Below are 25,626 nucleotides of genomic sequence, written 5' to 3'. Positions count from 1 at the left end.
GACCGTCAGTTGACCCGGATCCGCACCACGTCGAAGGCGGGGGTCTGGTTGGCGCGCTCCATCATCGGGATGCGGTGCGAGCCGTCACCGGCCCAGACCGCGCACTGCGCCAGACCCGATCGCGGCAGGCCGGGAATCTGGATGAGCACGTCGTCCGCCTGGGCGCCGCCCCGACCGTCCTCGGTCGCCACGAAGAAGGCCGGCATGTCCGCCGGGTTCGGGGGCTGACGGGTGCCGTCGAGCATCCGGCAGGCGGTGTGGAAATGTCCGCGTACCAGGCCCTGGTCGTTGAGCAGCGAACTCTCCAGGTAGTAGCCGCCCTGGCCGGCGGCGAGGAAGCGGTCCCGGATCAGGTTCCGCGTGGTGACCCGCAGGGTGAACGGCTGGTTGCGGCGAACCTGGTTCGGGAACTGGGTGATGAGCAGCGAGGGGTTGTTCGCCGCCGCGCCCACCTCACCGAAGGCGGTGCTCACACAGCGGTTCCCGGCCTGGAACCCGTCGTGCGGCTGGAGCCCGCTGTTGCCGCAGTCCTTGGCGAGCACCTCCAGTCCGTTGCCGCTCCCGCCGCTGCTGCCACCGTTGCTGCCGCCACCGTTGCTGTTTCCACCATTGTTGCTTCCACCGTCGTCGCCGTTCTGGCCGTTGTCGGCGATGGCGCACTGGGCCAACTGGTCGAGACCCTCGGGGCGCTGCGCGACCCGCCCGATCGCGGTGGCGATCCGGTTCAGCGTGGCGGTCCGCTTGTCGGCGAGGGGACGCAGGATGGCGTTGTTGACGAAGTCCTGCCCGTCGCGCTCGCCCAGCGCGGCGAGTCGCCGGTTCGCCTCGGCGATCTGCGTGTCCAGCAGGGCGAGTTCGCGGTCCACCGCGGCACGCGCCTGATCGGGCACCTGCGGAAGGCTGCTCTTCACGTCCGGGCAGGCCACGGTGGGCGCACCGGCGCCGGTCCCACCCGGTCCGCTCTGCTGGCACTCGGCGACCGACAGCTGCCCGTCGCCCCAGTGGTTGCGCACCCACCGGCCGTTCTGCCAGGTCCGGGTGGTGCTGCCGGCACCGCTCGGCGCGGTCGCGCCGGGGCTCGCCGGAACACACGACGCCGAGGCGGCCCGGCGGTAGGTCCGCCGGTCCTCGGCGGACGAGATCTGCGTGACGGCGGCGATGCCGCCGAAGACCGCGAGCGTGCCGACCACGGCCAACACCCGCTTGATCCGCGTGTTACCGGATGTCCGGCGCGCCCGTGTGGACCTGCGCATCGAATTGTTCTCCTTCTCGATCCGGTGATCGACCCGTGACCCCGGCGGACCGACGGAATTCGGGGGCACGGATCACTGCGACGGTTCTGATCGCACGTCGATGACCGACGATGCCCTCTCCGCACCGTCTCCGCGCCTGCCGGCGCGGCTGGGAAGGTCTACGTCCATTCCCGCTTGGGTACGGATCGACGACGGCGATGGTTCAACCGGGATCGGGAGAATCCACGGCCGGATCCGGCCGGGATCGGCCGACAGAACGGGCCGTCCACGCGGTCAGCAGCCCGCGCGGTGGCTCAGTCCTCGCAGAGGTGGTCGAAGGCGAAGCCGCCGTCGAACTCGTCGCGCCGGGTCGCCAGCCGCCGGATACGCTCGCGCAGCTCGTCCCGGTCGACCAGCGACGACTCGACGGCGTCGAGGTCGCGCAGCCGCTCCCCCACCGCCACTGCGGCCAGGTCCTCGGCGAGCCGGCCCGGGTCCACCCCGCAGGAGAACCGCTGCACGAGGAGTTCGACCCGTTCGACCAGGCAGCGGCCGGGCCGCACCTCGATCCAGCTCCACCCCTCGGCGGGGCCGCCCGTCCAGCGCACGTGCAGGCCGCGGACGATCGGGTCGGCGAGACGCCGCTCGACGTACGCCTCGACGGCGGCGGCCCGAGCCAGCGCCCCGAGGTCGTTCACCGGCCCGCTGCGGCCGTCGGGCAGCCGGCCGACGATCTCCCGGAACCCGACGGCGTCCCCGGCCTCCGGTCCCGAGCCGGCGGCGTAGCTCCGCGCGTCGATGACGTACTCGACGAGACGCCGGGAGTGTTCGGCACCGCGCAGGGTCGACGACTCGACCCGTAGCACCGGCAGGCCGACGGCGGCGCAGACCGTGCTGGTCATCCGCTCGGCGCGACGGGCGGCGGAACCGGCGGGTGCCGGCGGGGCGACCTGCACGGCGAACACCGGGCGGCCGTCGGCCGCACAGACCACCTGGTCGAAGCCCTCCCGCAGGGCGGTGCTCCACTGGTTCCCGGTGACGCCCGGCGGCCGCCCCTGCACCAGCTCACCCAGCCGACGCGACTCGTACCCGAACTGACCGGCGCGGGTGAGCGACGGGGCGCCCCCAGCCGTGACCGGGCGCAGCCAGGAAGCCGCCACGCTGCCGCTGCTCGTCATCTCCGCCAGATCCATCCGTCACTCGATCGACGCCCGAGTCTAGGCCGTCGATCATGGATGCCGTCCACCCGGTGCGGCGGAATCGACCGGTCCGGGCCGTCACCAGCCCAGTTGCCCCACCGGCAGGGGGCTGGCCGGCTCGTACCCGTTCGTCGCCTTTTCCGCGGCCACCGGGCGGTCTGGTCGCCGCCGTCGCCGGGCGCGATGACTGCGCGGCGCGGGAACGGGTACGACCCGCCCGTCCGGTCGGTCGTCGCTGAGCGGAGGTGGGCATGACGCGGCAACAGTTCGGGTTCCTCGCCGGGTTCCTCCCGGTGGCGGTCTGGGCGCTCGGCGGGATCGGCGTCGCCGCGGCCGCCACCCTGGCCGGGCTGGTCGGCTGGCTCCTGGTCCGGCTTCTCGACGGCGACGCCGCCGCGCCCGGGTTCGCCGACCGAGCGGAGCGACGCCGGTGAGCGGGGCGCGACGATGACCGGCATCCTGCCGCGGCGCGGCGCGTCCCCGCCCGAATCCGCGGCCACGCCCGAATCGGTGGCCGGGCCCGAGCCCCTGGCCCCACCCGAATCCGTGGCCGCACCGGAATCCATGGCCGCACCCGAATCCATGGCCGCACCCGAATCCGTGGCCGCACCCGAGCCCGCCACCCCGGCGCAGCCGTGGACGGAGGAGCGGGTCGCCCGGCTGGTCGAGGACGCGGTGGGACGCGCGCCGGCCGCCCCCGACGCCACGGCGACCGTCCGGGTCTGCGGCGGCGTCGCGCGCGTCGACCTGGACCTGGTCGTCGAGCACGGCGCCCACCTGCCGTCGGTCGCCGAGGCGGTACGCCGCCGGATCGGCGTTCGGGTCGGGGCGGAGACCGGGCTCACCGTCGAGGCGGTCACCGTCACGGTGGTGGACCTGCGCCTGCCCGACGGGGCGGCCCCCGCGTACGACGAGTCCGGGGCCGACGCGGACGCCTGGACGGCGACGTGAGCGGCGGCCCGGCGACGGGAGGCTGACGTGCGGACGGTCAACCGGATCGCCACCCTGCTGCTCGCCGTCGCCCTGCTCGCCGGCGGGACGCTCGTCACGGTCGAGGCGCTGCTCGCCGCGTCCGGCCACCCCGGCTCGCTGGTCCAACGGTGGTACGCCGTCCTGACCACCACCCGCTGGCAGGACGCCCCGGTCCGGGCGGTCGCCGCGGGCGTCGCCCTGCTCGGTCTGGTCCTGCTCGTCGCGGAGCTGCTCCGGTGGCGCCCCGTCCGACTGCGCCTCGCCGAGGACGACGGCTGGCACCTGCACCGCCGCTCGGTCGAACGGCGGCTGGCCCGGGTGGCCCGCGCCGTGCCGAGCGTCCACCGGGCCCGGGTACGTCTGCGCCGACGCGGGGACGACTGGCGGCCCCGGGTGACCGCGACGGGCGACCCGTCGGCCCGTGCCGACGTCGAGTTCGCGCTGCGCTGGGAACTCGACCGACTGGCCGCCCCGCGCCGCGACCCGATCGAGGTCCGGCTCATCCCCGTCCGGCGGACGACGTGAGCAACGCCGCCCACCGGCTGCTCTGGACGGTGCTCGCCCTGCTGCTCGTCGCGGCGGGCGCGGTCGGATCGGCGGTCGGGCTGGGTTGGCTCCCCGGCGGCGGCGCCCCGCTGCTCGGAGACGGGCCGGTCGCCTGGTGGCAGGCCGGTACGCCGTGGACCGCCCTCGCGGTGGCGGCCGGCGGGGTGTTGCTGGCCCTGCTCGGGCAACGGCTGCTCGCCGCCGGGCTACGGGTGCCGGGCCGGCTGACCGGCACCCTGACTCATCCGGGGGACGGTGGTGGGCGTACCCGGGTGGCGACCGAGGTGCTCACCGGCACGCTGGAACGGGACCTGCTCCGGGCCCCGGGCGTACGCCGGGCTCGGGTGCTGCTCACCGGCCCGGTCACCCGGCCGGACGTCTGGGTCGAGGTGGGCCTGGACCCGTCCGCCGGTCTCGGCGCGGCCCGGGCCCAGGTGGACGCCGCGGTCCGCCGGTTCGCGGCGACGCTCGGCTGCCGCCCGGGGCACCTGGACGTGACGGCGGTGGTGGACGAGACGTCCCGCTGACCGGCCGCCGGCCGGCCCGGCCCCCGCGCGACGTGAAGGCCGCTCCGCGCCGGACAATCCCCGGTACGCGAGGATGCTCCGGAGCGAGGAAGGGAGCGGCCGTGCGGGTGGTGTCGCTGGTGCCGTCGTTGACCGAGGCCGTGGCGCTGACCCGGCCCGAGGTGCTGGTCGGCGCCACCGACTGGTGCACCCACCCGGCCGGGCTGGACGTCGCCCGGGTCGGTGGGACCAAATACCCCGACCTGGACCGGGTGCTCGCGCTCCGCCCCGACCTGGTCCTGCTCAACGAGGAGGAGAACCGGCGCGTCGACGCGGACGCCCTGCGCGCGGCCGGCGTACCGGTTCGGGTCACCTTTCCCCGTACGGTCCCCGAGGCGTTGACCCAGCTCGGCGAGCTGATCGCCGCGCTCGGCGGGTCCGACGAGCCGGACTGGCTGCGGGCCGCCCGGCGGGCCTGGGCCGGGCAGCCCGTTTCGGCGACGCCGCGCAGCGCGGTCGTACCGGTGTGGCGGCGGCCGTGGGTGGTGCTCGGTCGGGACACCTTCGCCGGTGACGTGCTGCGCCGGCTCGGCGTCGGCAACCAGTGGGCCGACCACGAGGACCGCTACCCCCGGCCGAGCCCGGACGAGCTGCGCGTCCGGGCGCCCGAACTGGTGGTGCTGCCGGACGAGCCGTACCGGTTCACCGCCGAGGACGGGCCGGAGGCGTTTCCGGGCGTGCCGGCCGCACTCGTCTCGGGCCGGCACCTGACCTGGTACGGCCCGTCGCTCGCCGAGGCGCCCGCGCTGCTCGCCACCCAGCTCGCCCACGCGGGCTGAGCCGACCGGGACGGGCGGACCACCCCGGCGCCGGCCGACCCGGGTGGCGGCCGGCCGGCGCCGACGGTCAGGCGATCGGCGTGGCGTGCACCGGATCCACCTCGCGCAGCGTGGTGTCGTCCACGTCGTACCCGATGGCGTTGTCGACCTGCACGACGCCGCTGACCTGGGCGGCGAGCCGGCCGGCGAGTTCGACGGCGCTACGCCGGTCCAACCGGCCGTCCAGCGTGACCGCGCCGTCCCGAACCTGGACGGTGACCAGGCCGTCCCGCACCGCGAGCACCCGGCGCAGCACCTCCTGCACCACGTCCTCGCGGATCTCCGCGTCGGTGCGCAGATGCACCCGGAGCAGGTCGCTGCGGGTCACGATGCCGACCAGCCGGCCGAGATCGTCCAGCACCGGCAGCCGCTTGACCACCTCGCGGTCCATCAGCCGGGCCGCCGCCGGCAGCGCCGCCTGCGGGTAGGTGGTCACCGCGGGCGCGGTCATCAGGTCCTTCGCGACCAACGCGCCCGCCTTCTCCCGGGCGGTACGCCGGCGCCTGCCCTCGAAGACCCGTCGCTCGTCGAACTGCCCGGCCCGTTCCACCTTGTGCAGCAGGTCCGCCTCGGAGACCACGCCGAGCACCCGACGGAAGTCGTCCACCACCGGTACGGCGCTGATGCCCCGCCGGATCAGCACATCGACGATCTGCCGGTACGGGGTCTCCTCGCCCACCGTCGCGACGTCCTTGGTCATCACGTCGCCCACCTGCCATGTCCGCATCACGACCTCCTCGGCCCGCTGTTCCACCCACGACGCTAGGGCGGCGGCGACCACCGTGGTCAGAGGCGGTCGGCAGGCCGGACAGGGCCGACCGGACCGGGCCCGAAGGGGTCCAAGGTCCCGGGCCGGAGCGGCCCGGTCGGCCCTGCCCACGGCGACGCCCCGGAGGTGGAATGAATGTGCCACCGGAAAGCGCGGTGCGAGGCAAAGGAAGGGACGTGGAGACCATGACCGCGACGATCGAGCGGATCACCGCCAACACCATCGCACCGGCGGTTCGGACCACCCGCGAGGCCGAGACCACCCGGCAGAAGGCCGCCCGGTACGTCTTCGCCGGACTGCGGATCGCCCTCGGCTGGGTCTTCCTCTGGGCCTTCCTGGACAAGATGTTCGGCCTGGGACACGAGACCGCGGCGAAGAACGCCTGGATCAACGGCGGCAGCCCCACCAAGGGCTTCCTGGCCTTCGGCACCAAGGGCCCGCTCGAGGGCTTCTACCACGGCATCGCCGGGGCGACCTGGGCGGACTGGATGTTCATGACCGGGCTGGCGGCCATCGGCGTCGCCCTGATCCTCGGCATCGGGATGCGGGTCGCCGCGGTCGCCGGCGGGCTCCTGCTGGTCATGATGTGGACGGCCGTGCTGCCCCCCGCGAACAACCCGTTCATGGACGACCACCTCATCTACGCGGGTCTGCTGGCCGGCCTGGCCCTGGTCGGCGCCGGCAACACCCTCGGCCTCGGCCGGGCCTGGGCGAAGCTCCCCATCGTCCAGCGGCTCCCCTGGCTCAAGTGAAGTGACCGATCCGACAGCACCCGCCGGGCGGGCGTCACCGAAGGTGGCGCCCGCCATCTCGTCCGTCCACCGGTCCCCGCCGCCGTAGGCGGGGACCGACGCGTATCGGCCGGTCACGATCCGGCAGGATCGACGGAAACACATCCGGAACCACCGAGGAGACCGCTCATGGAGAAGCCCGAGGTTGGCCCGATCGAGGGCGCGCCGCCCGCCGATCTCGTCATCGAGGACATCACGGTCGGCGACGGCCCGGAGGCCCGCCCCGGCCAGCTCGCCAGCGTGCACTACGTCGGCGTGGCCCACTCGACCGGCCGCGAGTTCGACGCGTCGTGGAACCGGGGCGAGGCGTTCGACTTCCCGCTCGGCGGCGGGCGGGTCATCGCCGGCTGGGACCAGGGCGTGATCGGCATGAAGGTGGGCGGCCGGCGCAAGCTGACCATCCCGCCGCACCTGGGCTACGGAGACCGGGGCGCCGGCGGCGTCATCAAGCCGGGCGAGACGCTGGTCTTCGTGGTCGACCTGCTCGGCGTCCGCTGAACCGCGACCGTTTCACCCGGGGCCGTCGGTCAGACCGGCGGCCCCGGCCGTCGGGTCAGACCGACGCCAGCTCCGCCAGCCGCGACGCGCCCGCGGTCGCCGACTCATGGATCGGCATCACCCGGTGCAGGCCGGTGGCGCGCAGCACCCGGGCCACCACCGGATCGGGGTCGACCAGCACCAGCTCGCCACCGCGGGCCCGGATCCGCAGGTGCGCCGCGATCAGTGCCCGCACCCCGGCGGCGGAGAGCACCCGGACGCCGGAGAGGTCCAACCGCAGCACCGGCCGTGCCGGGGCGGCCCAGAGCGCGGCCCGGAACGCACCGACCGTGGCGATGTCGATCTCGCCCACGGCGCGGACGTCCACCACGTCGTCACCGACGCTGATCTGCACGTCGAACCGGTCGCTGCGCTGCCCCATGCCGGTAAACCTATCCGCCGGGACCGACATTTTCGGCCGCCCGGACCAGGGATCCGGGAACGTCCCGGGTAGGACCCCGAGAGACTCAGGGTGGCCCCCGAGGCGTCCGCGTCGGCGGGGCCGGAGCGCGCGGCAGGGACGGCCCGCCACCTCCGTGGCGAGCCGTCCCTCGGTCGTTCCCCCAGGTCCCTCCCTCAGCCGCCGCTGACCGACGGGGCGGGTGCGGGCGCCGAGCCGCCGGCCACCGCGCCCGGGTGCGGTGTCGCGCTCTGCGTGGGCTTGAGTCCGGCCGGCACCGGCAGCGCGCTGCCCTTGGCGAAGTCGTCCCAGCTCACGTTCCACGCGGTGAAACCGTTGCCCTGGTCCAACTTCACCTCGGTGCCCTTGACCGTCACCAGGTCGCCGACCTGCGTGACGCCCATCAGCCAGTGCGCGGCGTCGGACGAGACGTTGGTGCAACCGTGCGAGACGTTGCTGCTGCCCTGGTCGCCCTCCGACCACGGCGCGGCGTGGATGAACTCGCCGCCCCAGGTGAGGCGCTGCGCGTCGTCGACGTCGACCACGTAGCCGCCGTTCGGGTCGCCCCGGGTGTCGAAGGTGGTCCGGTCGAACTTCTCCATGATCACCATGTTGCCGCTGGAGGTCGGCGTGCTCTCCTTGCCGAGACTCACCGGGATCTTCCGGAGCAGCTTGCCCTCCTGGTAGACCGACATCTGCTTGCTGGCGTTGTCGATGTCGATCGAGGACTGCCGGCCGATCTTCGAGGTCGCGGAGTGGTCCGCGTCACCGATCGCGTCCTTGCCGATCGGCAGCCCCTGCAGGGCGCTGCGCACGCTGATCTTCGTGCCGGACTTCCAGAAGTCGGGTGCCCGGTATTCGACCTGAGTGCCGTCCGCGATCCACGACCAGGTGCCCGGCTGCGGCGGATCCGACTTCACGAACAACCGTCGCTGTACGTCCGCCCTGGCCTCTTTCGGAATCGCCGGTTCGAACTTGACGACCAACGGCATCGCCGTCCCGTACGTCTGATTGTCCGTGAAATAGAGCGTGCTGGTGACCTGCGCCTTGGTCGACGGCGCCGACGTGGTGAACGTCGTCTTCCGTGTGGTGCTCTTTCCGGAATCGCCGGTCGCGGTCACCTCCGCGGTGTACGTCCGCGAATTCTGCAACGGCTTGGTCGGCACCCAGCTCGACCCGTCCTCCCGTGGTTCGGCCGGCACCTGCGCGCCCTTGTCGTCGGTGAGCCGGACCGCGGTGATCTTTCCGCCGCTGACGGTGGCGCCCACCTCGGCGCTGACCGGCACGTCCTTCGTGTTGTCCGCCGGTGTCACGTTCAGCGCCGGGGGCTTCTTCTCCTGGCCCGACTTCATCGCCTTGGGCCCGGCCGTGCAGCCGGAGACAACCAACGGTGTGGTCGCCACGGCCACCGCCAATAGCGTGAATCGTCGCCTCACGTCCATATTCGGCCCCCCATTTCCACTCCCCCTTGGCCACATTCTGTACGGCGATTCCCAGGTCCACGGCGCTCTTCCCCGAGAAATGCTCGTGAAACCAGGCGCATTTGGTCGCCCGGGTGCCGGACGGGGCGTGGCGGGGGGCGGTGTCCCGGATCGGGGCCGGTGGCGGTTCGACGTACCGGAGGTGCCGAAGAGGGTCGCTCGGTCCCGGTTCCGGGAAGCACGACGGGGCCGGTCACCCCCAACTGGAGGTGACCGGCCCCGGCCGGGTTCAGACGTTCGCCACCAGCAGCGCGGGCTGCTCCACGCAGTCCGCGACGTGGCGCAGGAAGCCACCCGCCACGCCGCCGTCGCAGACCCGGTGGTCGAAGGTGAGGCTGAGCTGGGTCACCTTGCGGACCGCGAGCTGCCCGTCGACCACCCACGGCTTGTCCACGATCCGGCCGACGCCGAGCAGCGCCGCCTCCGGGTGGTTGATGATCGGCGTGGAGCCGTCCACCCCGAACACCCCGTAGTTGTTGAGGGTGAAGGTGCCGCCGGTCAGCCGCGCCGGCGGAAGGCTGCCGGCCCGGGCCGCGGTGGTGGTCTCCACCAGCGCGGCGGCCAGTTCCCGGGTGGTCAGCCGCTGGGCGTCGCGGAGCACCGGGACGATCAGGCCCCGGTCGGTCTGCGCGGCGATGCCCAGGTGCACCCCGGCCGACTGGACGATCCGCTGCCCCTCGGTGTCCACGTGCGCGTTGAGCTGCGGGTACTTCCGCAGACCGCTGAGGCAGATCCGGGCCAGCAGGGCCAGAATGCTGACCGGCGACTCCGGAGTGGCGGCGTTGATCGCGGCGCGGGTCGCCAGCAGCCCGGTGGCGTCCACGTCCACCCAGATGGTGACCTCGGGGATCTCCCGCCGGCTGCGGGAGAGCTTGTCGGCGATCACCTTTCGGATGCCGGTCAGCGGGATGACCACGTCACCGCCGTCCGTCGGGGCGAGCCCGACGTGCGCCTCGGGGGCCGCCGGCACGGCGGCGAGCCGCGCCGCCGGGGCGGCGGACGCCGCCTCCACGTCGGCGCGGCGAATCACCCCACCGGGCCCGGTGCCGCGCAGCGACGCCAGGTCCACGCCGCGTTCCCGGGCCAGCCGCCGGACGATCGGCGAGATGACCAGGACCGCACCGGCGGCGCCCGCGCGCCCGTCGGTGTCGGCCGGACCGCCGGCCGCCGGGGTGCCTCCGGCGGCCGGCGCTCCGACGTTCAGGGCCGGCCCGGCGGCCGGACCGGGGACACCGGCCGGGGCCGGGCCGGCGGCGGCCGGCGCAGCGGTGGTGGGCTCCGGGGCGAGGGCCAGCCGGGGCCGGCGACGCCGCCGCCCGGAGCCGCCGTGGCCGGTGCCGTACCCGATCAGGACGTTGCCGGAGCCGGCGCGCTCCTCCTCGCGGTAGGTGGCGTGCGGGTCGTCCCCGTCCGCACCGTCGAGCGGGGCGATGGTGATCAGCGGCTGGCCGACCGGGCGGACCTCGCCCGCCGCGCCGTGCAGGGCCACGACCCGACCCGCGTACGGGCAGGGCACGTCGACGACCGCCTTGGCGGTCTCCACCTCGACCACGGTCTGGTCCACGGTGACCACGTCACCGACGGCGACCCGCCACTCGACGATCTCCGCCTCGCTCAGCCCCTCGCCAAGGTCCGGCAGAAGGAAGTCGCGGGTCCCGGTCGTGGTGCTCATGCCGCCACCCAGCGCGCGTCGGGCTGGTCGTCCCACTGGAGGCGGGCCACGGTGTCCAGCACCCGGTCGACCGAGGGCAGGTGGGTGTGCTCCAGCATCGGGGCCGGGTAGGGAATGTCCAGGCCGGAGACCCGCAGCACCGGGGCGTGCAGCGCGTGGAAGCAGCGCTCCTGCACCCGGGCGGCGATCTCCGCGCCGACACCGGCGAAGCCCTGCGCCTCCTGGATCACCACGCACCGGCCGGTCTTCCGGACCGAGGCGGTGACCGTGGCGTCGTCGAACGGCACGATGGTGCGTACGTCGACGACCTCCAGGTCCCAGCCCTCCTCGCGGGCGGCCTCGGCCGCCTCCAGGGCGACCGGCACGGCCGGGCCGTACGCGACCAGGGTGGCGTCGGTGCCGGCCCGGCGCACGACGGCCTGGCCGAACGGCGCGGTACGGGCCGGCAGCTCCGCCTCGGCGCTGGAGAAGTAGAGCTTCTTCGGCTCCATGAACACGACCGGGTCCGGGTCGTCGATCGCCTCGCGCAGCAGCGAGTACGCGTCCTCGACGGTGGCCGGGGTGACCACCTTCAGGCCCGGGGTGTGCGCGTAGTACGCCTCGGAGGAGTCGCAGTGGTGCTCCACGCCACCGATGCCGCCGGCGTACGGCACCCGGATGACGATCGGCACGCTGAGCGCGCCCCTGGTGCGGTTGCGCAGCTTCGCCACGTGCGAGGCGATCTGCTCGAACGCCGGGTACGCGAACGCGTCGAACTGCATCTCGACCACCGGCCGCAGCCCGGACATGGCCAGGCCGACGGCGAAGCCGACGATGCCGGCCTCCGCGAGGGGGGTGTCGAAGCAGCGCTTGTCGCCGAACCGGGCCTGGAGGCCGTCGGTGATCCGGAAGACGCCGCCGAGCTGCCCGACGTCCTCGCCGAAGACGACCACCCGCTCGTCGGCGAGCATCGCGTCGGCGAGCGCGGCGTTGAGCGCCTTCGCCATGGTCATGGTGGCCATCAGGCGTCCCCCTCCTCGTCCCGGGCGGCGGCCAGTTCGGCGCGGACCTGCTCGCGCTGCTCGACCAGCTGCGGGGTCGGCTCCGCGTACACGTGGTCGAAGAGGCTCAGCGGGTCGACCGTGGGCTGGGCGTTCATCCGGTCGCGCAGCGCGGCGGCGTACGCCTCGGCCTCGTCCACGATCGCGGCGACGGCGGCGTCGTCCAGCGCACCCTGGTCACGCAGGAACGCCTCCAGCCGGGCGATCGGGTCGCGGTCCCGCCACGCCTCGACCTCCTCGGCGTCCCGGTAGCGGGTCTGGTCGTCCGCGTTGGTGTGCGGCTCCATCCGGTACGTGTGCGCCTCGACCAGGAACGGCCCCTTGCCTGCGCGGGCGTGCTCCACCGCGCGGGTGAGCACCGCGAGCACGGCCACCGGGTCGTTGCCGTCGACCTGCTCGCTCGGCACGCCGTAGCCGACGCCCTTGTACGCCAGGCTCGGGGCGGCGGTCTGCCGGGACAGCGGGACGCTGATCGCGTACTTGTTGTTCTGCACGAAGTAGACCACCGGGGCCTTGAACACGGCGGCGAAGTTGACGCCCTCGTGGAAGTCGCCCTCGCTGGTCGCGCCGTCACCGATGAACGCCAGCGCCACGGTGTCCCGCCCCTGGTACGACTCGCCGTAGGCCAGGCCGGCGGCGTGCACGCACTGGGTGGCGAGCGGGGTGCACTGCGGCGCGGTGTGCACGGCGGCCGCGTCGTACCCGCAGTGCCAGTCGCCGCGCAGCAGGGTGAGCACCTCGACCGGGTCGATGCCGCGGGCGGTCAGCGCCATCGACTCGCGGTAGGTGGGGAAGACCCAGTCGCTGTCGCGCAGCGCCAGGACCCCGCCCACCTGGCACGCCTCCTGGCCCCGGGAGGACGGGTAGACGGCGAGGCGGCCCTGCTTGGTCAGCGCGGTGGCCTGCACGTCGAAGCGGCGACCGATCACCATCCGGCGGTACATCTCGCGCAGCGCCTCGACGGGCGGCGCCGGGTAGTCGTCGCGGGCCGGCAGCGGGGTGCCGTCCGGGTTCAGCAGCCGGACCGGCTCGGTACGCGGCAGCAGGCCGGCCGACGGGTCGGGAACGGCCGGGTTGGCCTTCCGGCGGCTGCGGGGGGATGCCCTGCGGACCGCCTGGGGTGTGGTCGTCACGGCGGGACCTCCTGGACGTGTGGTGGTCCTATGCTCGTGCCCTCGGATGATTGACTCAAGTTCGCGGTCAAACGCGGGACGAATGGCAGGATGAGGAGCGGTTCATGAGCCAGCAGACCAACCCCGCACCGGGCGTGGCGGGCGGAACGGGACGTTCGGCCGGGCCGCTCGACGAGGTGGACCGGCGGATCCTGCGCGAGCTGGTCGACGACGGCCGGCTCTCCGTCCGTACCCTTGCCGAACGGGTGCACGTCTCGCGCACCAACGCGTACGCGCGGGTGGAGCGCCTGGTCCGGGACGGGGTGATCACCGGGTTCCGGGCGCGGGTGGCACCGGAGCCGGCCGGGCTGGGCACGTCGGCGTACATCGCGCTGACCATCGAGCAGAACACCTGGCGCGAGGTGTCGGCCGAACTGGCCCGGGTGCGCTACGTCGAGCACGTGGCGCTGCTCAGCGGCGAGCACGACGTGCTGGCCCTGGTCCGCGCGCCGGACAACGCCACCCTGCGGGACGTGGTCCTGGACCGGGTGCAGAGCATCGCCGGGGTGCTGTCGACGCGCAGCTGGCTGGTCTTCGAGGAGTTCGACGGGGCGCAGAGCCCCTGGCCGTAGCGGTTCAGCGTTCCGGCGGCGCCGCCAGGCCCTCCCGGTCGGCCAGCTCCAGCAGCGGCGCCAGGGAGAACCGACGCCCGTCCAGGCCCGCGTGCGGGTCGGCCCGCTCGGCGAACCGGGCCGGCAGGCTCAGCACGTCGAAGTCGTCCGGCCGGGCGTCGTCGAGCTCCGACCAGTCCAGCGGGGCGGAGACCAGGGCGCGCGGGGTGGGCCGGATCGAGTACGCCGACGTCATGGTGTGGTCGCGGGCCATCTGGTTGTAGTCGACGAAGACCGGCCGGTCCCGCTGCTCCCGCCACCAGGTGGTGGTGACCAGGTCGGGTCGCCGGCGCTGCATCTCCCGCCCCAGCGCCAGCACCGCCCGCCGGCACTCGCCGAAGCTCCACCGCGGCTCGATGGACAGATAGACGTGCAGGCCCCGGCCGCCGGTGGTCTTCGGGTAGCCGACCAGCCCCAGCTCGTCGAGGAACGCCCGTACCTCGTGGGCGACCGGGACCACCTGGGCGAAGTCCACCCCGGGCATCGGATCGAGGTCGATGCGGAGCTGGTCCGGGCGCTCCACGTCGCCGGCCGAGACCGGCCACGGGTGGAAGCGCAGGGTGCCCAGGTTGACCGCCCAGATGACGACGGCCAGCTCACTCGGGGCCACCTCGTCGGCGGTCCGGCCGCTCGGGAAGGTGATGTGCGCGGTGCGCACCCAGTCGGGCGCCCCGGCCGGCAGCCGCTTCTGATAGAACGCGTCGCCGCGGTTGCTCTGCCGGGTGGCGATCTGCGCGCCCTCGAACACCCCGCGCGGCCACCGTTCCAGCATGGTGGGCCGGTCCCGCAGCGCGCGCAGGATGCCGTCGCCGACGGCGAGGAAGTAGCGGACCACGTCCAGCTTCGTCAGCCCGCGCTCCGGAAAGTACGGCTTGTCGGGGCTGGAGACGCGGACCAGCCGCTCCCCCACCCGGATCTCCTCGGCCGCCGTGGTCGCCACGCTCCACACCGTAACGGGCGGTGGGCCGTCACGCCGCCCATCGCGCGACGGGGCCGGTCAGGCGATCATCGTGATGCCCACGACGAGGGACACCCGTCCGGCCCCGGCTCGGACCGCGCTCAGCGCCCTTCCTGCTGCATGCGCATCATGAGCATCTGCTTGCCCTGGTCACCCGCCTTGCGGTTGTTCTCCTGGATCTTTCGGAACCAGTTGGCGAGTTCCGTGTCGCCCCGCGCGTCCGCGTCGGCGATGTAGGTGTCCATCCGATAGATGTTCTCCAGCGACATCTGCAACGTGTGGATCAGGTCGTAGTTCTTGTCCCGTACCGGGCTCATCTGTTCCTTGGTCATGGTCGCCACGACACACCTCCCTGTCTCGGCTCCGGTCGCGCCAGCGCTTACCCGGCGGCGGCCGGTTCACGCGCGGCCGGGAGCCGAGACCCGATCACCTCGGTGCCGATGCGGAAATAAGCGGTTACGTCACCCGTCGGGCACCGTATGACGGTTGTTGTTCATCCGTTTGGCTGTGTGTAACACAACACCCCGTCCCTACGCTGAACCCCCAGGAAAGCGAGCAGCCTGCTCGTTTTCCGCCGGCCCGCTCCCCGCCAGGCAGTGGGGCCGGCTGGATCAGCCCCTGGGAGTCTGTGTGAAGAACCTGCGTCGCAAGACACTCGCCGCCGCGTCCGTGGTGACGCTCGGCGTCGGGCTCGCCGCCATCGGCGGGTTGGCGCCGGCCGCGGCCGCCGGGCCGGAGACCACGTTCCTGGTCCTCGCCCCGCAGGGCGGCAAGACCGACAAGGCCGCCGCCCGCGTGGCGGCCGCCAACGGCACCGTGGTCGCCAGTTACGACCAGATCGGCGTGCTCGTCGTCCGCTCGACCAACCCGAACTTCGCCACCGCGGTGGCGGGTGCGGGCGTCGACGCGGTCGCGTCCACCGCCGGCCTGGGCACCGCTCTCGACGAGGGCGAGACCGTGGAGGTTTCCGCCGCCGAGGTCGCCGAAGCCACCGGCGACCCGACCAAGGAGCCGATGTACGCCCAGCAGTGGGACATGGACATGATCCACGTCCCGCAGGCCCACAAGGTCAACGCCGGCAGCCCGAACGTGGTCGTCGGCGTGCTGGACAGCGGCATCTCCAGCACCCACCCCGACCTGGCCACCCAGATCGCCAAGGACAAGAGCGTGTCCTGCATCGGCGGTGTCACCGACACCACCGAGGCGTCCTGGAACCCGACCACCTCCGACCACGGCACCCACGTGGCCGGCACCATCGCCGCCGCCGTCAACGGCGTCGGCGTGACCGGCATCGCGCCGGGGGTCAAGGTCGCGGCGGTCAAGGTCGTCAACAACGACGGCTACATCTTCCCGGAGGCCGCGGTCTGTGGGTTCATGTGGGCCGCCGACCACGGTTTCCAGCTCACCAACAACAGCTACTACATCGACCCGTGGGAGCTGAACTGCCGCAACGACGCACGCCAGCGTCCGGTGTGGCAGGCCGTGCAGCGAGCGATCCGTTACTCGCAGTCCAAGGGCGTGCTCAACATCGCGTCCGCGGGTAACTCGAACTACGACCTCGCTCACAAGATCACCGACACCGGCAGCCCGAACAACGGGACGCCGGAGAACCGCGAGAACCTCACCAACGCCTGCCTCGACCTGCCGGCCGAGGCGCCGGGTGTGGTGACCGTCTCGGCCGTGGGCCCGACCGGGGAGAAGAGCTACTACTCCTCGTACGGCCAGGGCGTGATCGAGGTGACGGCGCCGGGTGGCGACAGCCGGGTTCGCACCCAGGGTGTGCGCTCGACCAGCACCGACGCCATCCTGTCGACCACCTTCAACACCACCACCCGGACCAACGGGTGGGGGTACAAGCAGGGGACGTCGATGTCCGGCCCGCACGCCACCGGTGTCGCGGCGCTGGCGCTGTCGGCGCACCCGGACATGACCCCGGGCCAGCTGTCGTCGTTCCTGGAGCGCACGGCGGTCGCCAAGCCCTGCCCGGCGGGCGTCTACAACCCGGTGCCGCTGTGGCCGGGCAACCCGCACGGCTACGACGCGACCTGCTCCGGCGGGAACCGTAACGGGTTCTACGGCTTCGGCATGGTCGACGCGTACAACGTGGTGAAGTAACAGCCGCAACACCTGTGGCGGGGCCCGGCGAGCGATCGCCGGGCCCCGTCCGTTTTCCCAGGCGGGGTCGCCCGGTCCGGCGGAGGTCGGCCGGACCGGCCCCGACGTACCCGGTACGATCGGCGCGGGCCGTGACTGGCGCGTGGGGATGGAGCACCATCGGGAAGCGGTCCCGTCACAAGGACGCACGCCGAGCGCCTGGGCCTTCCGTACGTCATCAGGAGGTCGCATGTCGCTGAACGCCGAATCCACCGCCTTCCGCAGCGCGCTGGAGGTGATCCGCGCCGTCGAGCCGCGGGTGGCGGACGCCATCGGGGCGGAGCTGGCCGACCAGCGCGAATCGCTCAAGTTGATCGCCAGCGAGAACTACGCCTCCCCCGCCACCCTGCTGGCGATGGGCAACTGGCTCAGCGACAAGTACGCCGAGGGCACCGTCGGGCGCCGCTTCTACGCCGGCTGCCAGAACGTCGACACCGTCGAGGCGCTCGCCGCCGAGCACGCCCGGCAACTCTTCGGCGCCGCCCACGCGTACGTGCAGCCGCACTCCGGCATCGACGCCAACCTGGTCGCGTTCTGGGCCGTTCTGGCCGACCGGGTGGAGTCCCCGGCCCTGAAGAAGGCCCAGGTACGCCAGGTCAACGAGCTGACCGAGGCGGACTGGTTCGCGCTGCGCCGCGAGCTGAGCAACCAGCGGATGCTCGGCATGTCGCTGGACGCCGGCGGCCACCTCACCCACGGCTTCCGCCCGAACATCTCCGGCAAGATGTTCGACCAGCGCAGCTACGGCACCGACCCGGCCACCGGCCTGATCGACTACGACAAGGTCGCCGAGGCGGCCCGCGAGTTCAAGCCGCTGATCCTGGTCGCCGGCTACTCGGCGTACCCCCGGAAGGTCAACTTCCGGATCATGCGGGAGATCGCCGACGAGGTCGGCGCCACCTTCATGGTCGACATGGCGCACTTCGCCGGGCTGGTCGCCGGCAAGGTCTTCACCGGTGACTTCGACCCGGTGCCGCACGCGCACATCGTCACCACCACCACCCACAAGTCGCTGCGCGGCCCGCGCGGCGGCATGGTGCTCTGCGGCCCGGAGCTGGCCGACCAGGTCGACCGGGGCTGCCCGATGGTGCTCGGTGGTCCGCTGCCGCACGTGATGGCCGCCAAGGCGGTCGCCCTCGCGGAGGCCCGCCGCCCCGACTTCGCCGACTACGCGTCCCGCATCGTCGCCAACGCCCAGGCCCTCGCCGAGGGGCTGCTGCGCCGCGGCGCGAAGCTGGTCACCGGCGGCACCGACAACCACCTGGTCCTGATCGACGTCTCCGGCTACGGGCTCACCGGCCGGCAGGCCGAGCAGGCGCTGCTCGACTCGGGCATCGTCACCAACCGCAACGCCGTCCCGCAGGACCCGAACGGCGCCTGGTACACCTCCGGCATCCGGATCGGCACCCCGGCGCTGACCACCCGGGGTCTGGGCGGCGCCGAGATGGACGCCACCGCCGAGCTGATCCACACCGTGCTCACCCAGACCGCCCCCGGGTCGAACCCGGACGGCACCCCGTCGAAGGCGAAGTACGTGCTCGACCCGGCCGTGGCCGACAAGGTGAGCCGGCAGGCCAACGAGCTGCTGACCGGCTTCCCCCTCTATCCCGCCGTCGACCTCGGCTGACAGCCGGCCCGCGCCGGCCCCGCCCCGCCCGCGTTGATCAAGAAGTTTGCGTCCGCCGCCGAGGATTCCCGGACGCGAACTTCTTGATCAGCGACTCTCGTTCCCGCTCGGGTCGCGGGAACCACTTCCACCTCATCGCCGCGCCGCCGTCCACCTCGGACGATTCACCGACACGGGTGCCGCATGCAACACTCTGCGTGAGGCAGTCGCGACGAAGCGTTCCTGACGCATTTCTCGTCCTCCGCAGGGGACTCCGGACCCCGGTAGCTCGATCAGGTCGAAGAGGTGCGGGCGGATGGAGAAGCGTGGAACGCCCTCGTGGCCAAGCCGCTTCCCGAGGACGATCTCGGAAGCTCGTGCTGGAGATCAAGGAGAGGGTTCATGCGTGACCTGAGTCGTGCCACCTGGCGAAAGAGCAGCCGCAGCGGCGCCCAGGGCAACTGTGTGGAGGTCGCGGACAACCTGGCCGAGGTGGTCGGCGTCCGGGACAGCAAGGACCCGGGTGGGCCGGCGCTCGCCTTCGGGCCGACGGCCTGGATCGGTTTCGTGTCCGCCGTGAAGGACGATCGCCTGGGCTAGTCATCGCCGCGACCGGGGAGACCGACCGCGTCGCCTCCCCGGTCCGCGGTGTGGTCAGCGCAGCGGGCGCTTGAGGTAGTAGCGGTGCACCTCGGTGCTGCCCTGCACGTTGTTCACGTCCTCGGCGGCGTTGACCAGCTCCCAGCCCTCCCGGCCGACCCGGTTGAGGTGCGCGATCGCCGTGTCGCCGTACGGAGTCACGTCGGTGCGCGTCCCGTCCGGGCCGTACCAGACGAACGTCACGGTGAAATTGCGGCCCTGCCCCTGATAGCGACGGACCAGCAACGCGTACTGCCAGGCAACCATCGGTCCATTATCTACGGTCGACCGACGGCCGGAAGCACAGGGGGTGTCGAACCGGCGACCCTGCGGCGTCAGGCCGGGGTGGACAGCGCCGCCAACTCGTCGGTGACCAGCGCCGCGAGCCGGTCCAGCCCCAGGTCGATCTGCTCCGGGGTGACCGCGCTGACCGACAGCCGCAGCGCGTTCACCGGCACGCCGTCGTCGTAGAAGTGAGCCATCGGGGTCCACAGCACGCCGTACTCGCGGGCCGAGCGGTGCAGCAGCGCGTCGTCCACCCCGAACGGCACGGTCACCACCACGAAGAAGCCACCGGCCGGCACGTTCCACCGCACCGGGCCGCCGGCCGGGAAGCGCCGGGCCAGCCCGTCGACCATGTGCCGCAGGTTGCGGGCGTACACGGCCCGCTCCCGGACGTTCGCCGCGACCAGTGAGCAGTCGTGGGCCAGCAGCGCCCCGCCGATCACCGCCTGGGCGATCGGCGAGGTGTTCACGGTGACCATGCTCTTGATCTTGGCGAGCTGGTCGGCGAGCGGGCCGACGGTCCCGTCGGAGCCGGCCACCCGCTGGTCGGCGACCACGTATCCGACCCGGGCACCGGGCAACACGGTCTTGGCGAACGAGCCGAGATAGACCACCCGACGCCGGATGTCGAGCGCCTTGAGCGTGGGCAGCCGCCCGGCGTCGGTGGCCGGGAAGAGCCCGTACGGATTGTCCTCGATCAGCAGCAGCTCCTCGTCGACGGCGAGGTCGAGCAGCCGCCGCCGCTGGGCCAGGTCCATGCTGACCCCCGAGGGGTTGGCGAAGTCCGGCATCACGTAGCAGGCGCGCGGGCGCAGCCCCTCGGCCCGCGCCCGGCGTGCCTGCTCGCGCAGGTCGGCCAGGTCGATCCCGTCCGGCCCGCCGGTCACCGGGCGCACCGGCAGGTCGACCAGGCGGGCCGCGCCGGTCAGCCCGACGTACGTGGGGGCGACCGCGAGCAGCACGTCCTGCGGCCCGGCCCGCAGCGCCCGCAGCACCAGGAACATGGCCTCCTGGCAGCCGACGGTCACCACAATCGTCTCCGGGTCGACGGTGATCTGCTCGTCCACCGCGAGGTTGCGGGCGATCAGGTGGTGCACGATGCCCTTGGTCCGGCCGTACTGGAGCAGCGTCCGGTCGACCTGGGCGGGGCTCAGCCCGAGGTCGTCGGCCAGGTGCCGGCGGAAGGTGTCCAGGTGCCGGGGCAGCACGGCGGCGTCGAAGAACTCCTCGTACGGCCGGCCGGCGGCGAGCGACACCGCGTCCGGGTAGTGCTGCGCCACCTCGTTGAGGAAGTTCATCGAGTTCAGCGCAGGGTCGTCGACGGCGGCGTGCAGGCTGCCGACCGTCAGGTCAACCGGCTCCACGTCAACCTCCGATCCGGGTGCTCAGGTGCCGCGCCGCCGCCGGGTCGGCGCAGCCGGTCAGGGTGAGCGCGTCGCGCAGCTCGGCGGCGAGCAGCGCCAGGGCCGCCTCGGCACCGGCCCGGCCGCCGGCCGCCAGCGCCCACAGCAGCGGCCGGCCGACCAGCACGCCGGCCGCGCCGAGCGCGAGGGCGCGCAGCACGTCGGTGCCGCTGCGCACGCCGCTGTCCAGCAGGACCGCGCAGCGCTCGCCCACCGCCGCGACCACCTCCGGCAGCACGGCGGCGGTGGCCGGTGCCCCGTCGAGCTGCCGGCCGCCGTGGTTGGAGACCACCACCGCGTCCGCCCCGGTCTCCGCCGCGCGGACCGCGTCGCGCGGGTCGAGGACGCCCTTGACCAGCAGCGGCAGCGGCGTACGCGCACGCAGCCAGGCCAGGTCGGCCCAGCTCAGCGCCGGCGCGAAGACGGCGTCGGTGTGCGCGGCGACGGCGGACACCCCGGGCGTGCCCTGGTGGGCCAGGTCGTCGCGGCCCCGGGGCAGGTTCGCCGCGGTGACGTGCGCCGGCAGGGCGAAGCCGTTGCGGACGTCGCGCAGCCGCCGGCCGAGCACCGGCACGTCGACGGTGACCATCACCGCGGCGCAGCCGGCGGCGTGCGCCCGGTCCAGCAGGTCCGCCACCAGGGCCCGCTCGCGCAGCCAGTAGAGCTGGAACCAGACCGTGCCGCCGGCCGCGGCGATCCCCTCGATCGGCGTGCTGGACAGCGTGCTCGCCGCGTAGGGCACCCCGGCCGCCCGGGCGGCGGCGGCCAGGGCCCGCTCCCCGCCCGGATGCAGCAACCTCTGGTACGCCATCGGCGCGACCGCCACCGGCAGGGCGTACGTCCCGCCGGGCAGCACGGCCTCGGTACGCGGGCGGTCCACCCCGGTCAGCACCCGGGGCAGCACCGCCACCCGGTCCAGGGCGGCCCGGTTCGCCGCGAGGGTGGTCTCGGTGCCGCTGCCGCCGTTCACGAAGTCCCACACGTCGGCGGGCAGCACGGCCCGGGCCCGCTCGGCGAAGTCGGCCAGGCTGGCCGGCGGCGCGAGCCCCCCGGCGGCGTCGGCGTTCTCCGGCCGGCCAAGGCCGGACGGGTGACCGGGGCCGGGCGGGCGGCGGGCGGCGGGACCGTCCTCGGACGGGACGTCCCCGGTCAGCAGCGGCTCAGCCATGCTCCGGCCCACCCGCCACCGTTTCGACAGGCGGCCCGACCGGGTCCAGGCCGAACCGCGCGCGCAGGAAGGCCGCCGCCTGCTCCTGCGCCCGCCGGCCCGCGTCGAACACCCCCGGCATGGCGAAGAAACCGTGGATCATCCCGTCGTACCGGGTCGCCTCGGTTGGCACGCCGGCCTCCCGCAGCCGCGCCGCGTACCGCTCCCCCTCGTCGCGCAGCGGATCGTGCTCGGCGGTGATCACCAGCGCCGGGGGCAGCCCGGACAGGTCCTCGGCGAGCAGCGGCGAGGCCAGCGGGTGGGCCGCGTCGGCGGGGTCGACCAGGTAGTGCCGCCGGTACCACGCCACGGAGTGCCGGTTGAACAGCAGCGGGTCCTCGTCGTCGGCCGGCCCGGAGCCGGGCCGCTGGTCGGTGTTCGGGTAGACCAGCAACTGGCCGGCGAGCCGGGGGCCGCCGTCGGCGCGGGCCAGCAGGGTCACCGCCGCGGCCAGGTTGCCGCCGGCGCTGTCCCCGCCGACGGCGAGCCGGTCCGGGTCGAGGCCGAACTCGTCGGCGTGATCGGCCAGCCAGCGCAGCGCGGCGTGACAGTCGTCCACGGCCGCCGGGAAGCGGTGCTCGGGGGCCAGCCGGTAGCCGACGGTCACCGTCTGGCAGGGCGTGGCGTTGGCCAGCCGGCGGCAGATCCCGTCGGCGGTGTCCACGCTGCCGAGGGTCCAGCCGCCACCGAAGAAGTAGACCAGGGTGGGCAGCGGGCCGTCGCCGGCCGGCCGGTGGACGCGCACCGGCAGCGGCCCGCCCGGGCCGGGGACGTGCGTGTCGCGTACCTCGTGGACCGGCTCGACCGCGCCGGCGCCGGCGCGGATCGCGGCGAGGTCGGCGGCGCGGGCCTCGGCCAGGGTCTGGGTGTAGAGCGGCGCGGTGCCGGCGGCCGCCCGCGCCGCCTGGTACGCGAGCACCTGCGGGTCGAGCGCCATCAGTGTCCCCCGCCGCCGATGGTGACGAAGAGCTTGTCGATGCCGCGCAGGAACAGGCTCCCGCTGTAGCTCGGGGTCCGGGTGACCGACAGCCGGGGGAACCGGGCGAAGAGCCGGGGCAGCGCGAGCCGTCCCTCCAGCCTCGACACGGCCGATCCGAGGCAGAAGTGCAGCCCCACGCCGAAGGCGAGCGAGGGCGGGCCGTCCCGGTGGGGGTCGAACCGGTCCGGGTCGGGAAAGCGGGCCGGGTCCCGGTTGGCGGCGGCGATCAGCAGCAGCACGTTCTCGTCCCGCCCGACCGGCACCCCGCCCAGCTCGGTGTCGTGCGGCGCGGAGCGGGCCAGGAAGTGCACCGGGCTCTCCATCCGCAGGATCTCGTCCACGCAGCCCCGCGCGAGGGCGTCGTCGCCGGGCAGCGCGGCGACCACGTCGGGGTGGGCCAGCAGCAGCGGCAGCCCGTTGCTGAACATGTAGACGGTGGTGACGAAGCTGGCGTTGAACAGCACGATGAGGTTGCTGATCAGCTCCTCCTCGGTCAGCTCCACGCCACCGGCGTCCAGCACCTCGACCAGGCCGCTGATCAGGTCCTCGCCTGGCTGCCGGCGCCGGTGGGCGATCAGGTCCCGGTAGTAGTCGCGCAGCTCGTCGGCGGCCTGGTTGGCCCGGGCCAGCCGTTCCGGGGTCTTGCCGGAGACGTCCATGTACTCGTCGATCCAGTCGACCCGCTGGCGGTACCAGGCCAGGTCCGCCTCCGGCAGCCCGATGAACTCGGCCATCACCAGCGCCGGGACCGGGTACGCGAAGTCGGCGACGAAGTCCACCTCGCCGCCGTCCGCACCGGCCTCGGCCATCCGGTCCAGCCGCTCCTCGACGACCCGGACGATCACCGGCTCCAGCGCGCCCAGCCGGCGCGGGGTGAACGTCTTCGCGAAGACCCCCCGCATCCGGGTGTGGTCGGGCGGGTTGATGAACATCATCGAGGACAGGAAGGTGCGCAGGATCTCCTGGTCCTGCCAGCCGGGCGGGGCGCCCTTGTACCAACCGGGGTCGCGCAGCACCTGGTCGACCAGGTCGTAGCCGCCGGCCACGGCGGTGATGGTGCTGTGTTCCGCGCGGGTCGGGACAGCGCTGATCGGCCCGTGCTCGTGCAGGGCCGCGTACCACGGATAGGGGTCCTGCCGGCCCTGCTCGCTGTACAGGCCGGTCAGGATCTGGTCGACGTCCACTCGTTCCTCCCCAGGATCGGCGGTGGGGGCGGCGTGGAGACCCCACGCCGCCCCCACCGGGTGTCACAGATCGAGCAGTCGCAGCGGTACGGCGTTCGCCATCGCCTGGTTGCCGGCGTCGTTCGGGTGGATGTGGTCACCCGAGTCGTACGCCGGCAGCAGCCGGCTGGGCTGCCCGGGGTCGCGCAGCACCTTGTCGAAGTCGATCAATCCGTCGAACTCCCGCACGCCCTGGCCGCGCAGCCAGGTGTTCACCGCCTGCCGGATGGCCTCCTTCTCCGGCGTCCACACCCCGGGGCCGCCGTTGCCCTCGTACGGCGTGAGGGTGCTGACCAGGCTGGTGAGTCCACGGGCCTGGAGCTGCTGGTTGATCTGCCGCAGCGAGGCGATGACGCTCTCCGCGCTGTCGCCGTTCATCCAGATGTCGTTGATGCCCAGGTGGGTGATGACGGTCCGCACCCCCGTCTGCGGGAAGACGTCCTCGTTGAGCCGGGCCAGGGCGTTCGGGCCCAGCTCGTAGTAGCCGGGGAAGTCGCCCGCGCCGGGCTCCGGTCCCTCGTGGTTGAGCCGGTTGCCGGCCAGGCTCATGTTCAGCACGCCCGGGGTGCGTACCTCGGGGCGGGAGTCGATGAGCCGGTCGGCGAGCAGGTCCGGCCAGCGCTTGTTGGCGTTGACCGTGCTGCCGTTGCCGTCGGCGATCGAGTCGCCGAAGACCACCACCGCACCGGGGCTGAGCCGGCGTTCCACGTCGATCCCGGACAGGAACATCCAGCAGCAGTCCGGCTTGATGGTGAAGCCGGCGCCGCCCGCCGCGGTGGTGAGGTCGGTGGCGCCGATGAAGTTGGTGGCCCGGGACTGGCCGTGGAAGGTGACCGGGCCGGTCAGCACCGGGAAGTACAGGGTGACGATCAGCTCCTCCTGCTCGCGGACCCGGAAGCCCAGCGGGTCGCTGAGCAGCTCGGCCCCACGGTTGATGGTGGCCGAGGAGGAGCCGTTGAAGGTCAGCTCACGCAGGGTCGCCGGGTCGATGTCGGACCGGTCGTCGACGGTGGCGGTGTTGGGGCGGGCGATGGTGGCGTGCCCGACCTTCACGGCCTGCTCGCCGTACAGGTTGGTCAGCCGGACCCGGACGCGGTCGCCGCCCACCGAGGTGTGCACGGTCATCCGGATGCTCTGGTTGTTCAGGCCGGTGTTGGTCAGGCCGACGGTGTTCCCGCGGGTCACCGCGGCGGCCCAGCTCGCCGCCCATTCCGTACGCCCGTTCGGGGCGCTCTCGGTCTCGGCCGGGCCGGCGCTCGCGGTGACCGCCGGGGCGCCGGCGATCAGCAGCACCGCGGCGGAAGCTATGACATGCCATCGTTTCGGGGTCGACATTGAACCTCCATGGTTGGCAGCCCCGGACACG

General features: G+C 73.3%; 27 protein-coding genes and 1 riboswitch. Of the genes, 11 read left to right on the top strand and 16 right to left on the bottom strand.

Features of this window, described 5'->3' with window-relative positions:
- Nucleotides 1-5: 5 nt before the first annotated feature.
- The gene (locus GA0070621_RS07365; RefSeq protein WP_167666682.1) at nucleotides 6-1,253 is read right to left on the bottom strand and encodes a hypothetical protein; all 1,248 of its coding nucleotides are present in this window, start codon (nucleotides 1,251-1,253) and stop codon (nucleotides 6-8) included.
- A 293-nt stretch (nucleotides 1,254-1,546) separates the two neighbouring features.
- Nucleotides 1,547-2,425 (bottom strand): DUF2726 domain-containing protein, encoded by an 879-nt coding sequence (locus GA0070621_RS07360; protein ID WP_167666681.1) that lies wholly within the window; start codon nucleotides 2,423-2,425, stop codon nucleotides 1,547-1,549.
- Nucleotides 2,426-2,682: 257 nt separating this feature from the next.
- Here GA0070621_RS07360 and GA0070621_RS07355 point away from each other — a divergent pair, with 257 nt between their 5' ends.
- The 5 genes from GA0070621_RS07355 to GA0070621_RS07335 all read left to right on the top strand — a co-directional run bounded on the left by GA0070621_RS07355 (nucleotide 2,683) and on the right by GA0070621_RS07335 (nucleotide 5,294).
- The gene (locus tag GA0070621_RS07355; protein ID WP_091192566.1) at nucleotides 2,683-2,865 is read left to right on the top strand and encodes a hypothetical protein; all 183 of its coding nucleotides are present in this window, start codon (nucleotides 2,683-2,685) and stop codon (nucleotides 2,863-2,865) included.
- Nucleotides 2,866-2,995: 130 nt separating this feature from the next.
- The gene (locus tag GA0070621_RS07350) at nucleotides 2,996-3,382 is read left to right on the top strand and encodes an Asp23/Gls24 family envelope stress response protein (RefSeq protein WP_157739879.1); all 387 of its coding nucleotides are present in this window, start codon (nucleotides 2,996-2,998) and stop codon (nucleotides 3,380-3,382) included.
- A 27-nt stretch (nucleotides 3,383-3,409) separates the two neighbouring features.
- The gene (locus tag GA0070621_RS07345; RefSeq protein ID WP_091192563.1) at nucleotides 3,410-3,928 is read left to right on the top strand and encodes a DUF6286 domain-containing protein; all 519 of its coding nucleotides are present in this window, start codon (nucleotides 3,410-3,412) and stop codon (nucleotides 3,926-3,928) included.
- The gene (locus GA0070621_RS07340) at nucleotides 3,925-4,476 is read left to right on the top strand and encodes a hypothetical protein (RefSeq protein WP_091192561.1); all 552 of its coding nucleotides are present in this window, start codon (nucleotides 3,925-3,927) and stop codon (nucleotides 4,474-4,476) included. The genes GA0070621_RS07345 and GA0070621_RS07340 overlap by 4 nt, the downstream gene beginning before the upstream one ends.
- A gap of 101 nt (nucleotides 4,477-4,577) precedes the next feature.
- Nucleotides 4,578-5,294 carry a helical backbone metal receptor gene (locus GA0070621_RS07335; protein WP_091192560.1) on the top strand — a complete coding sequence of 239 codons (717 nt, stop codon included), beginning with the start codon at nucleotides 4,578-4,580 and terminating at the stop codon, nucleotides 5,292-5,294.
- A gap of 67 nt (nucleotides 5,295-5,361) precedes the next feature.
- Here GA0070621_RS07335 and GA0070621_RS07330 read toward each other — a convergent pair whose 3' ends face one another.
- Entirely contained in the window at nucleotides 5,362-6,060 is a 699-nt protein-coding gene (locus tag GA0070621_RS07330; RefSeq protein ID WP_091202139.1) for a CBS domain-containing protein, read from the bottom strand.
- Between the two features lie 218 nt (nucleotides 6,061-6,278).
- On the opposite strand from GA0070621_RS07330, the gene GA0070621_RS07325 reads away from it, so the two are divergent.
- Nucleotides 6,279-6,854 (top strand): DoxX family membrane protein, encoded by a 576-nt coding sequence (locus tag GA0070621_RS07325; RefSeq protein ID WP_167666680.1) that lies wholly within the window; start codon nucleotides 6,279-6,281, stop codon nucleotides 6,852-6,854.
- A gap of 168 nt (nucleotides 6,855-7,022) precedes the next feature.
- A complete protein-coding gene (locus GA0070621_RS07320; RefSeq protein ID WP_091192559.1) occupies nucleotides 7,023-7,391 on the top strand; it encodes an FKBP-type peptidyl-prolyl cis-trans isomerase in 369 nt (122 codons plus the stop codon).
- Nucleotides 7,392-7,446: 55 nt separating this feature from the next.
- On the opposite strand, the gene GA0070621_RS07315 is transcribed toward GA0070621_RS07320, so the two are convergent.
- The 5 genes from GA0070621_RS07315 to pdhA all read right to left on the bottom strand — a co-directional run bounded on the left by GA0070621_RS07315 (nucleotide 7,447) and on the right by pdhA (nucleotide 13,156).
- Nucleotides 7,447-7,812, bottom strand: a complete 366-nt coding sequence (locus GA0070621_RS07315) for an STAS domain-containing protein (protein ID WP_091192557.1) — start codon at nucleotides 7,810-7,812, stop codon at nucleotides 7,447-7,449.
- A gap of 194 nt (nucleotides 7,813-8,006) precedes the next feature.
- Nucleotides 8,007-9,272, bottom strand: a complete 1,266-nt coding sequence (locus GA0070621_RS07310; protein WP_091192555.1) for a L,D-transpeptidase — start codon at nucleotides 9,270-9,272, stop codon at nucleotides 8,007-8,009.
- A gap of 268 nt (nucleotides 9,273-9,540) precedes the next feature.
- Nucleotides 9,541-10,983, bottom strand: a complete 1,443-nt coding sequence (locus tag GA0070621_RS07305; protein ID WP_167666678.1) for a dihydrolipoamide acetyltransferase family protein — start codon at nucleotides 10,981-10,983, stop codon at nucleotides 9,541-9,543.
- The gene (locus GA0070621_RS07300; RefSeq protein WP_091192554.1) at nucleotides 10,980-11,984 is read right to left on the bottom strand and encodes an alpha-ketoacid dehydrogenase subunit beta; all 1,005 of its coding nucleotides are present in this window, start codon (nucleotides 11,982-11,984) and stop codon (nucleotides 10,980-10,982) included. Before GA0070621_RS07300 ends, GA0070621_RS07305 begins: the two co-directional genes overlap by 4 nt.
- Nucleotides 11,984-13,156 carry a pyruvate dehydrogenase (acetyl-transferring) E1 component subunit alpha gene (gene pdhA / locus GA0070621_RS07295; protein WP_091192552.1) on the bottom strand — a complete coding sequence of 391 codons (1,173 nt, stop codon included), beginning with the start codon at nucleotides 13,154-13,156 and terminating at the stop codon, nucleotides 11,984-11,986. Before pdhA ends, GA0070621_RS07300 begins: the two co-directional genes overlap by 1 nt.
- 104 nt (nucleotides 13,157-13,260) lie before the next feature.
- Here pdhA and GA0070621_RS07290 point away from each other — a divergent pair, with 104 nt between their 5' ends.
- Nucleotides 13,261-13,767 (top strand): Lrp/AsnC family transcriptional regulator, encoded by a 507-nt coding sequence (locus tag GA0070621_RS07290; RefSeq protein ID WP_091192551.1) that lies wholly within the window; start codon nucleotides 13,261-13,263, stop codon nucleotides 13,765-13,767.
- Nucleotides 13,768-13,771: 4 nt separating this feature from the next.
- Here the strand turns inward: GA0070621_RS07290 and GA0070621_RS07285 are convergent, their stop codons facing one another.
- Together GA0070621_RS07285 and GA0070621_RS07280 are read right to left on the bottom strand one after the other, a co-directional pair.
- Entirely contained in the window at nucleotides 13,772-14,755 is a 984-nt protein-coding gene (locus GA0070621_RS07285; RefSeq protein ID WP_091192549.1) for a DNA polymerase domain-containing protein, read from the bottom strand.
- Between the two features lie 110 nt (nucleotides 14,756-14,865).
- Nucleotides 14,866-15,096 (bottom strand): hypothetical protein, encoded by a 231-nt coding sequence (locus GA0070621_RS07280; RefSeq protein WP_091202133.1) that lies wholly within the window; start codon nucleotides 15,094-15,096, stop codon nucleotides 14,866-14,868.
- Between the two features lie 298 nt (nucleotides 15,097-15,394).
- Between GA0070621_RS07280 and GA0070621_RS07275 the strand changes: the two genes are divergently transcribed.
- From GA0070621_RS07275 to GA0070621_RS07265, 3 genes are all read left to right on the top strand, one after another.
- Nucleotides 15,395-16,879 (top strand): S8 family peptidase, encoded by a 1,485-nt coding sequence (locus GA0070621_RS07275; RefSeq protein ID WP_091192548.1) that lies wholly within the window; start codon nucleotides 15,395-15,397, stop codon nucleotides 16,877-16,879.
- A gap of 121 nt (nucleotides 16,880-17,000) precedes the next feature.
- A riboswitch (ZMP/ZTP riboswitch) is annotated at nucleotides 17,001-17,090 on the top strand.
- Nucleotides 17,091-17,108: 18 nt separating this feature from the next.
- Complete coding sequence (locus GA0070621_RS07270; RefSeq protein ID WP_091192546.1) at nucleotides 17,109-18,545, top strand: glycine hydroxymethyltransferase; 1,437 nt, start codon at nucleotides 17,109-17,111, stop codon at nucleotides 18,543-18,545.
- 381 nt (nucleotides 18,546-18,926) lie between these two features.
- Nucleotides 18,927-19,124, top strand: coding sequence for a DUF397 domain-containing protein (locus GA0070621_RS07265; protein WP_091192544.1), 198 nt, complete (start codon nucleotides 18,927-18,929; stop codon nucleotides 19,122-19,124).
- Between the two features lie 54 nt (nucleotides 19,125-19,178).
- Here GA0070621_RS07265 and GA0070621_RS07260 read toward each other — a convergent pair whose 3' ends face one another.
- From GA0070621_RS07260 to GA0070621_RS07235, 6 genes are all read right to left on the bottom strand, one after another.
- The gene (locus GA0070621_RS07260; RefSeq protein WP_091192542.1) at nucleotides 19,179-19,430 is read right to left on the bottom strand and encodes a hypothetical protein; all 252 of its coding nucleotides are present in this window, start codon (nucleotides 19,428-19,430) and stop codon (nucleotides 19,179-19,181) included.
- A 68-nt stretch (nucleotides 19,431-19,498) separates the two neighbouring features.
- Nucleotides 19,499-20,812 carry an aminotransferase-like domain-containing protein gene (locus tag GA0070621_RS07255; RefSeq protein WP_091192541.1) on the bottom strand — a complete coding sequence of 438 codons (1,314 nt, stop codon included), beginning with the start codon at nucleotides 20,810-20,812 and terminating at the stop codon, nucleotides 19,499-19,501.
- A gap of 1 nt (nucleotide 20,813) precedes the next feature.
- Nucleotides 20,814-22,019: an alpha-hydroxy acid oxidase gene (locus GA0070621_RS07250; RefSeq protein ID WP_091202131.1), complete on the bottom strand. Its 1,206-nt coding sequence runs from the start codon at nucleotides 22,017-22,019 to the stop codon at nucleotides 20,814-20,816.
- Entirely contained in the window at nucleotides 22,012-22,995 is a 984-nt protein-coding gene (locus GA0070621_RS07245) for an alpha/beta hydrolase (RefSeq protein ID WP_091192540.1), read from the bottom strand. Before GA0070621_RS07245 ends, GA0070621_RS07250 begins: the two co-directional genes overlap by 8 nt.
- Nucleotides 22,995-24,221, bottom strand: coding sequence for a cytochrome P450 (locus tag GA0070621_RS07240; RefSeq protein ID WP_091192538.1), 1,227 nt, complete (start codon nucleotides 24,219-24,221; stop codon nucleotides 22,995-22,997). The genes GA0070621_RS07245 and GA0070621_RS07240 overlap by 1 nt, the downstream gene beginning before the upstream one ends.
- 63 nt (nucleotides 24,222-24,284) lie before the next feature.
- Nucleotides 24,285-25,568, bottom strand: coding sequence for an SGNH/GDSL hydrolase family protein (locus GA0070621_RS07235; RefSeq protein WP_197673996.1), 1,284 nt, complete (start codon nucleotides 25,566-25,568; stop codon nucleotides 24,285-24,287).
- Between the last annotated feature and the right edge of the window lie 58 nt (nucleotides 25,569-25,626).

This window comes from Micromonospora narathiwatensis, assembly GCF_900089605.1.
GTDB classification, from domain to species: domain Bacteria; phylum Actinomycetota; class Actinomycetes; order Mycobacteriales; family Micromonosporaceae; genus Micromonospora; species Micromonospora narathiwatensis.
This window is presented reverse-complemented; position numbering and strand designations above follow the sequence as displayed.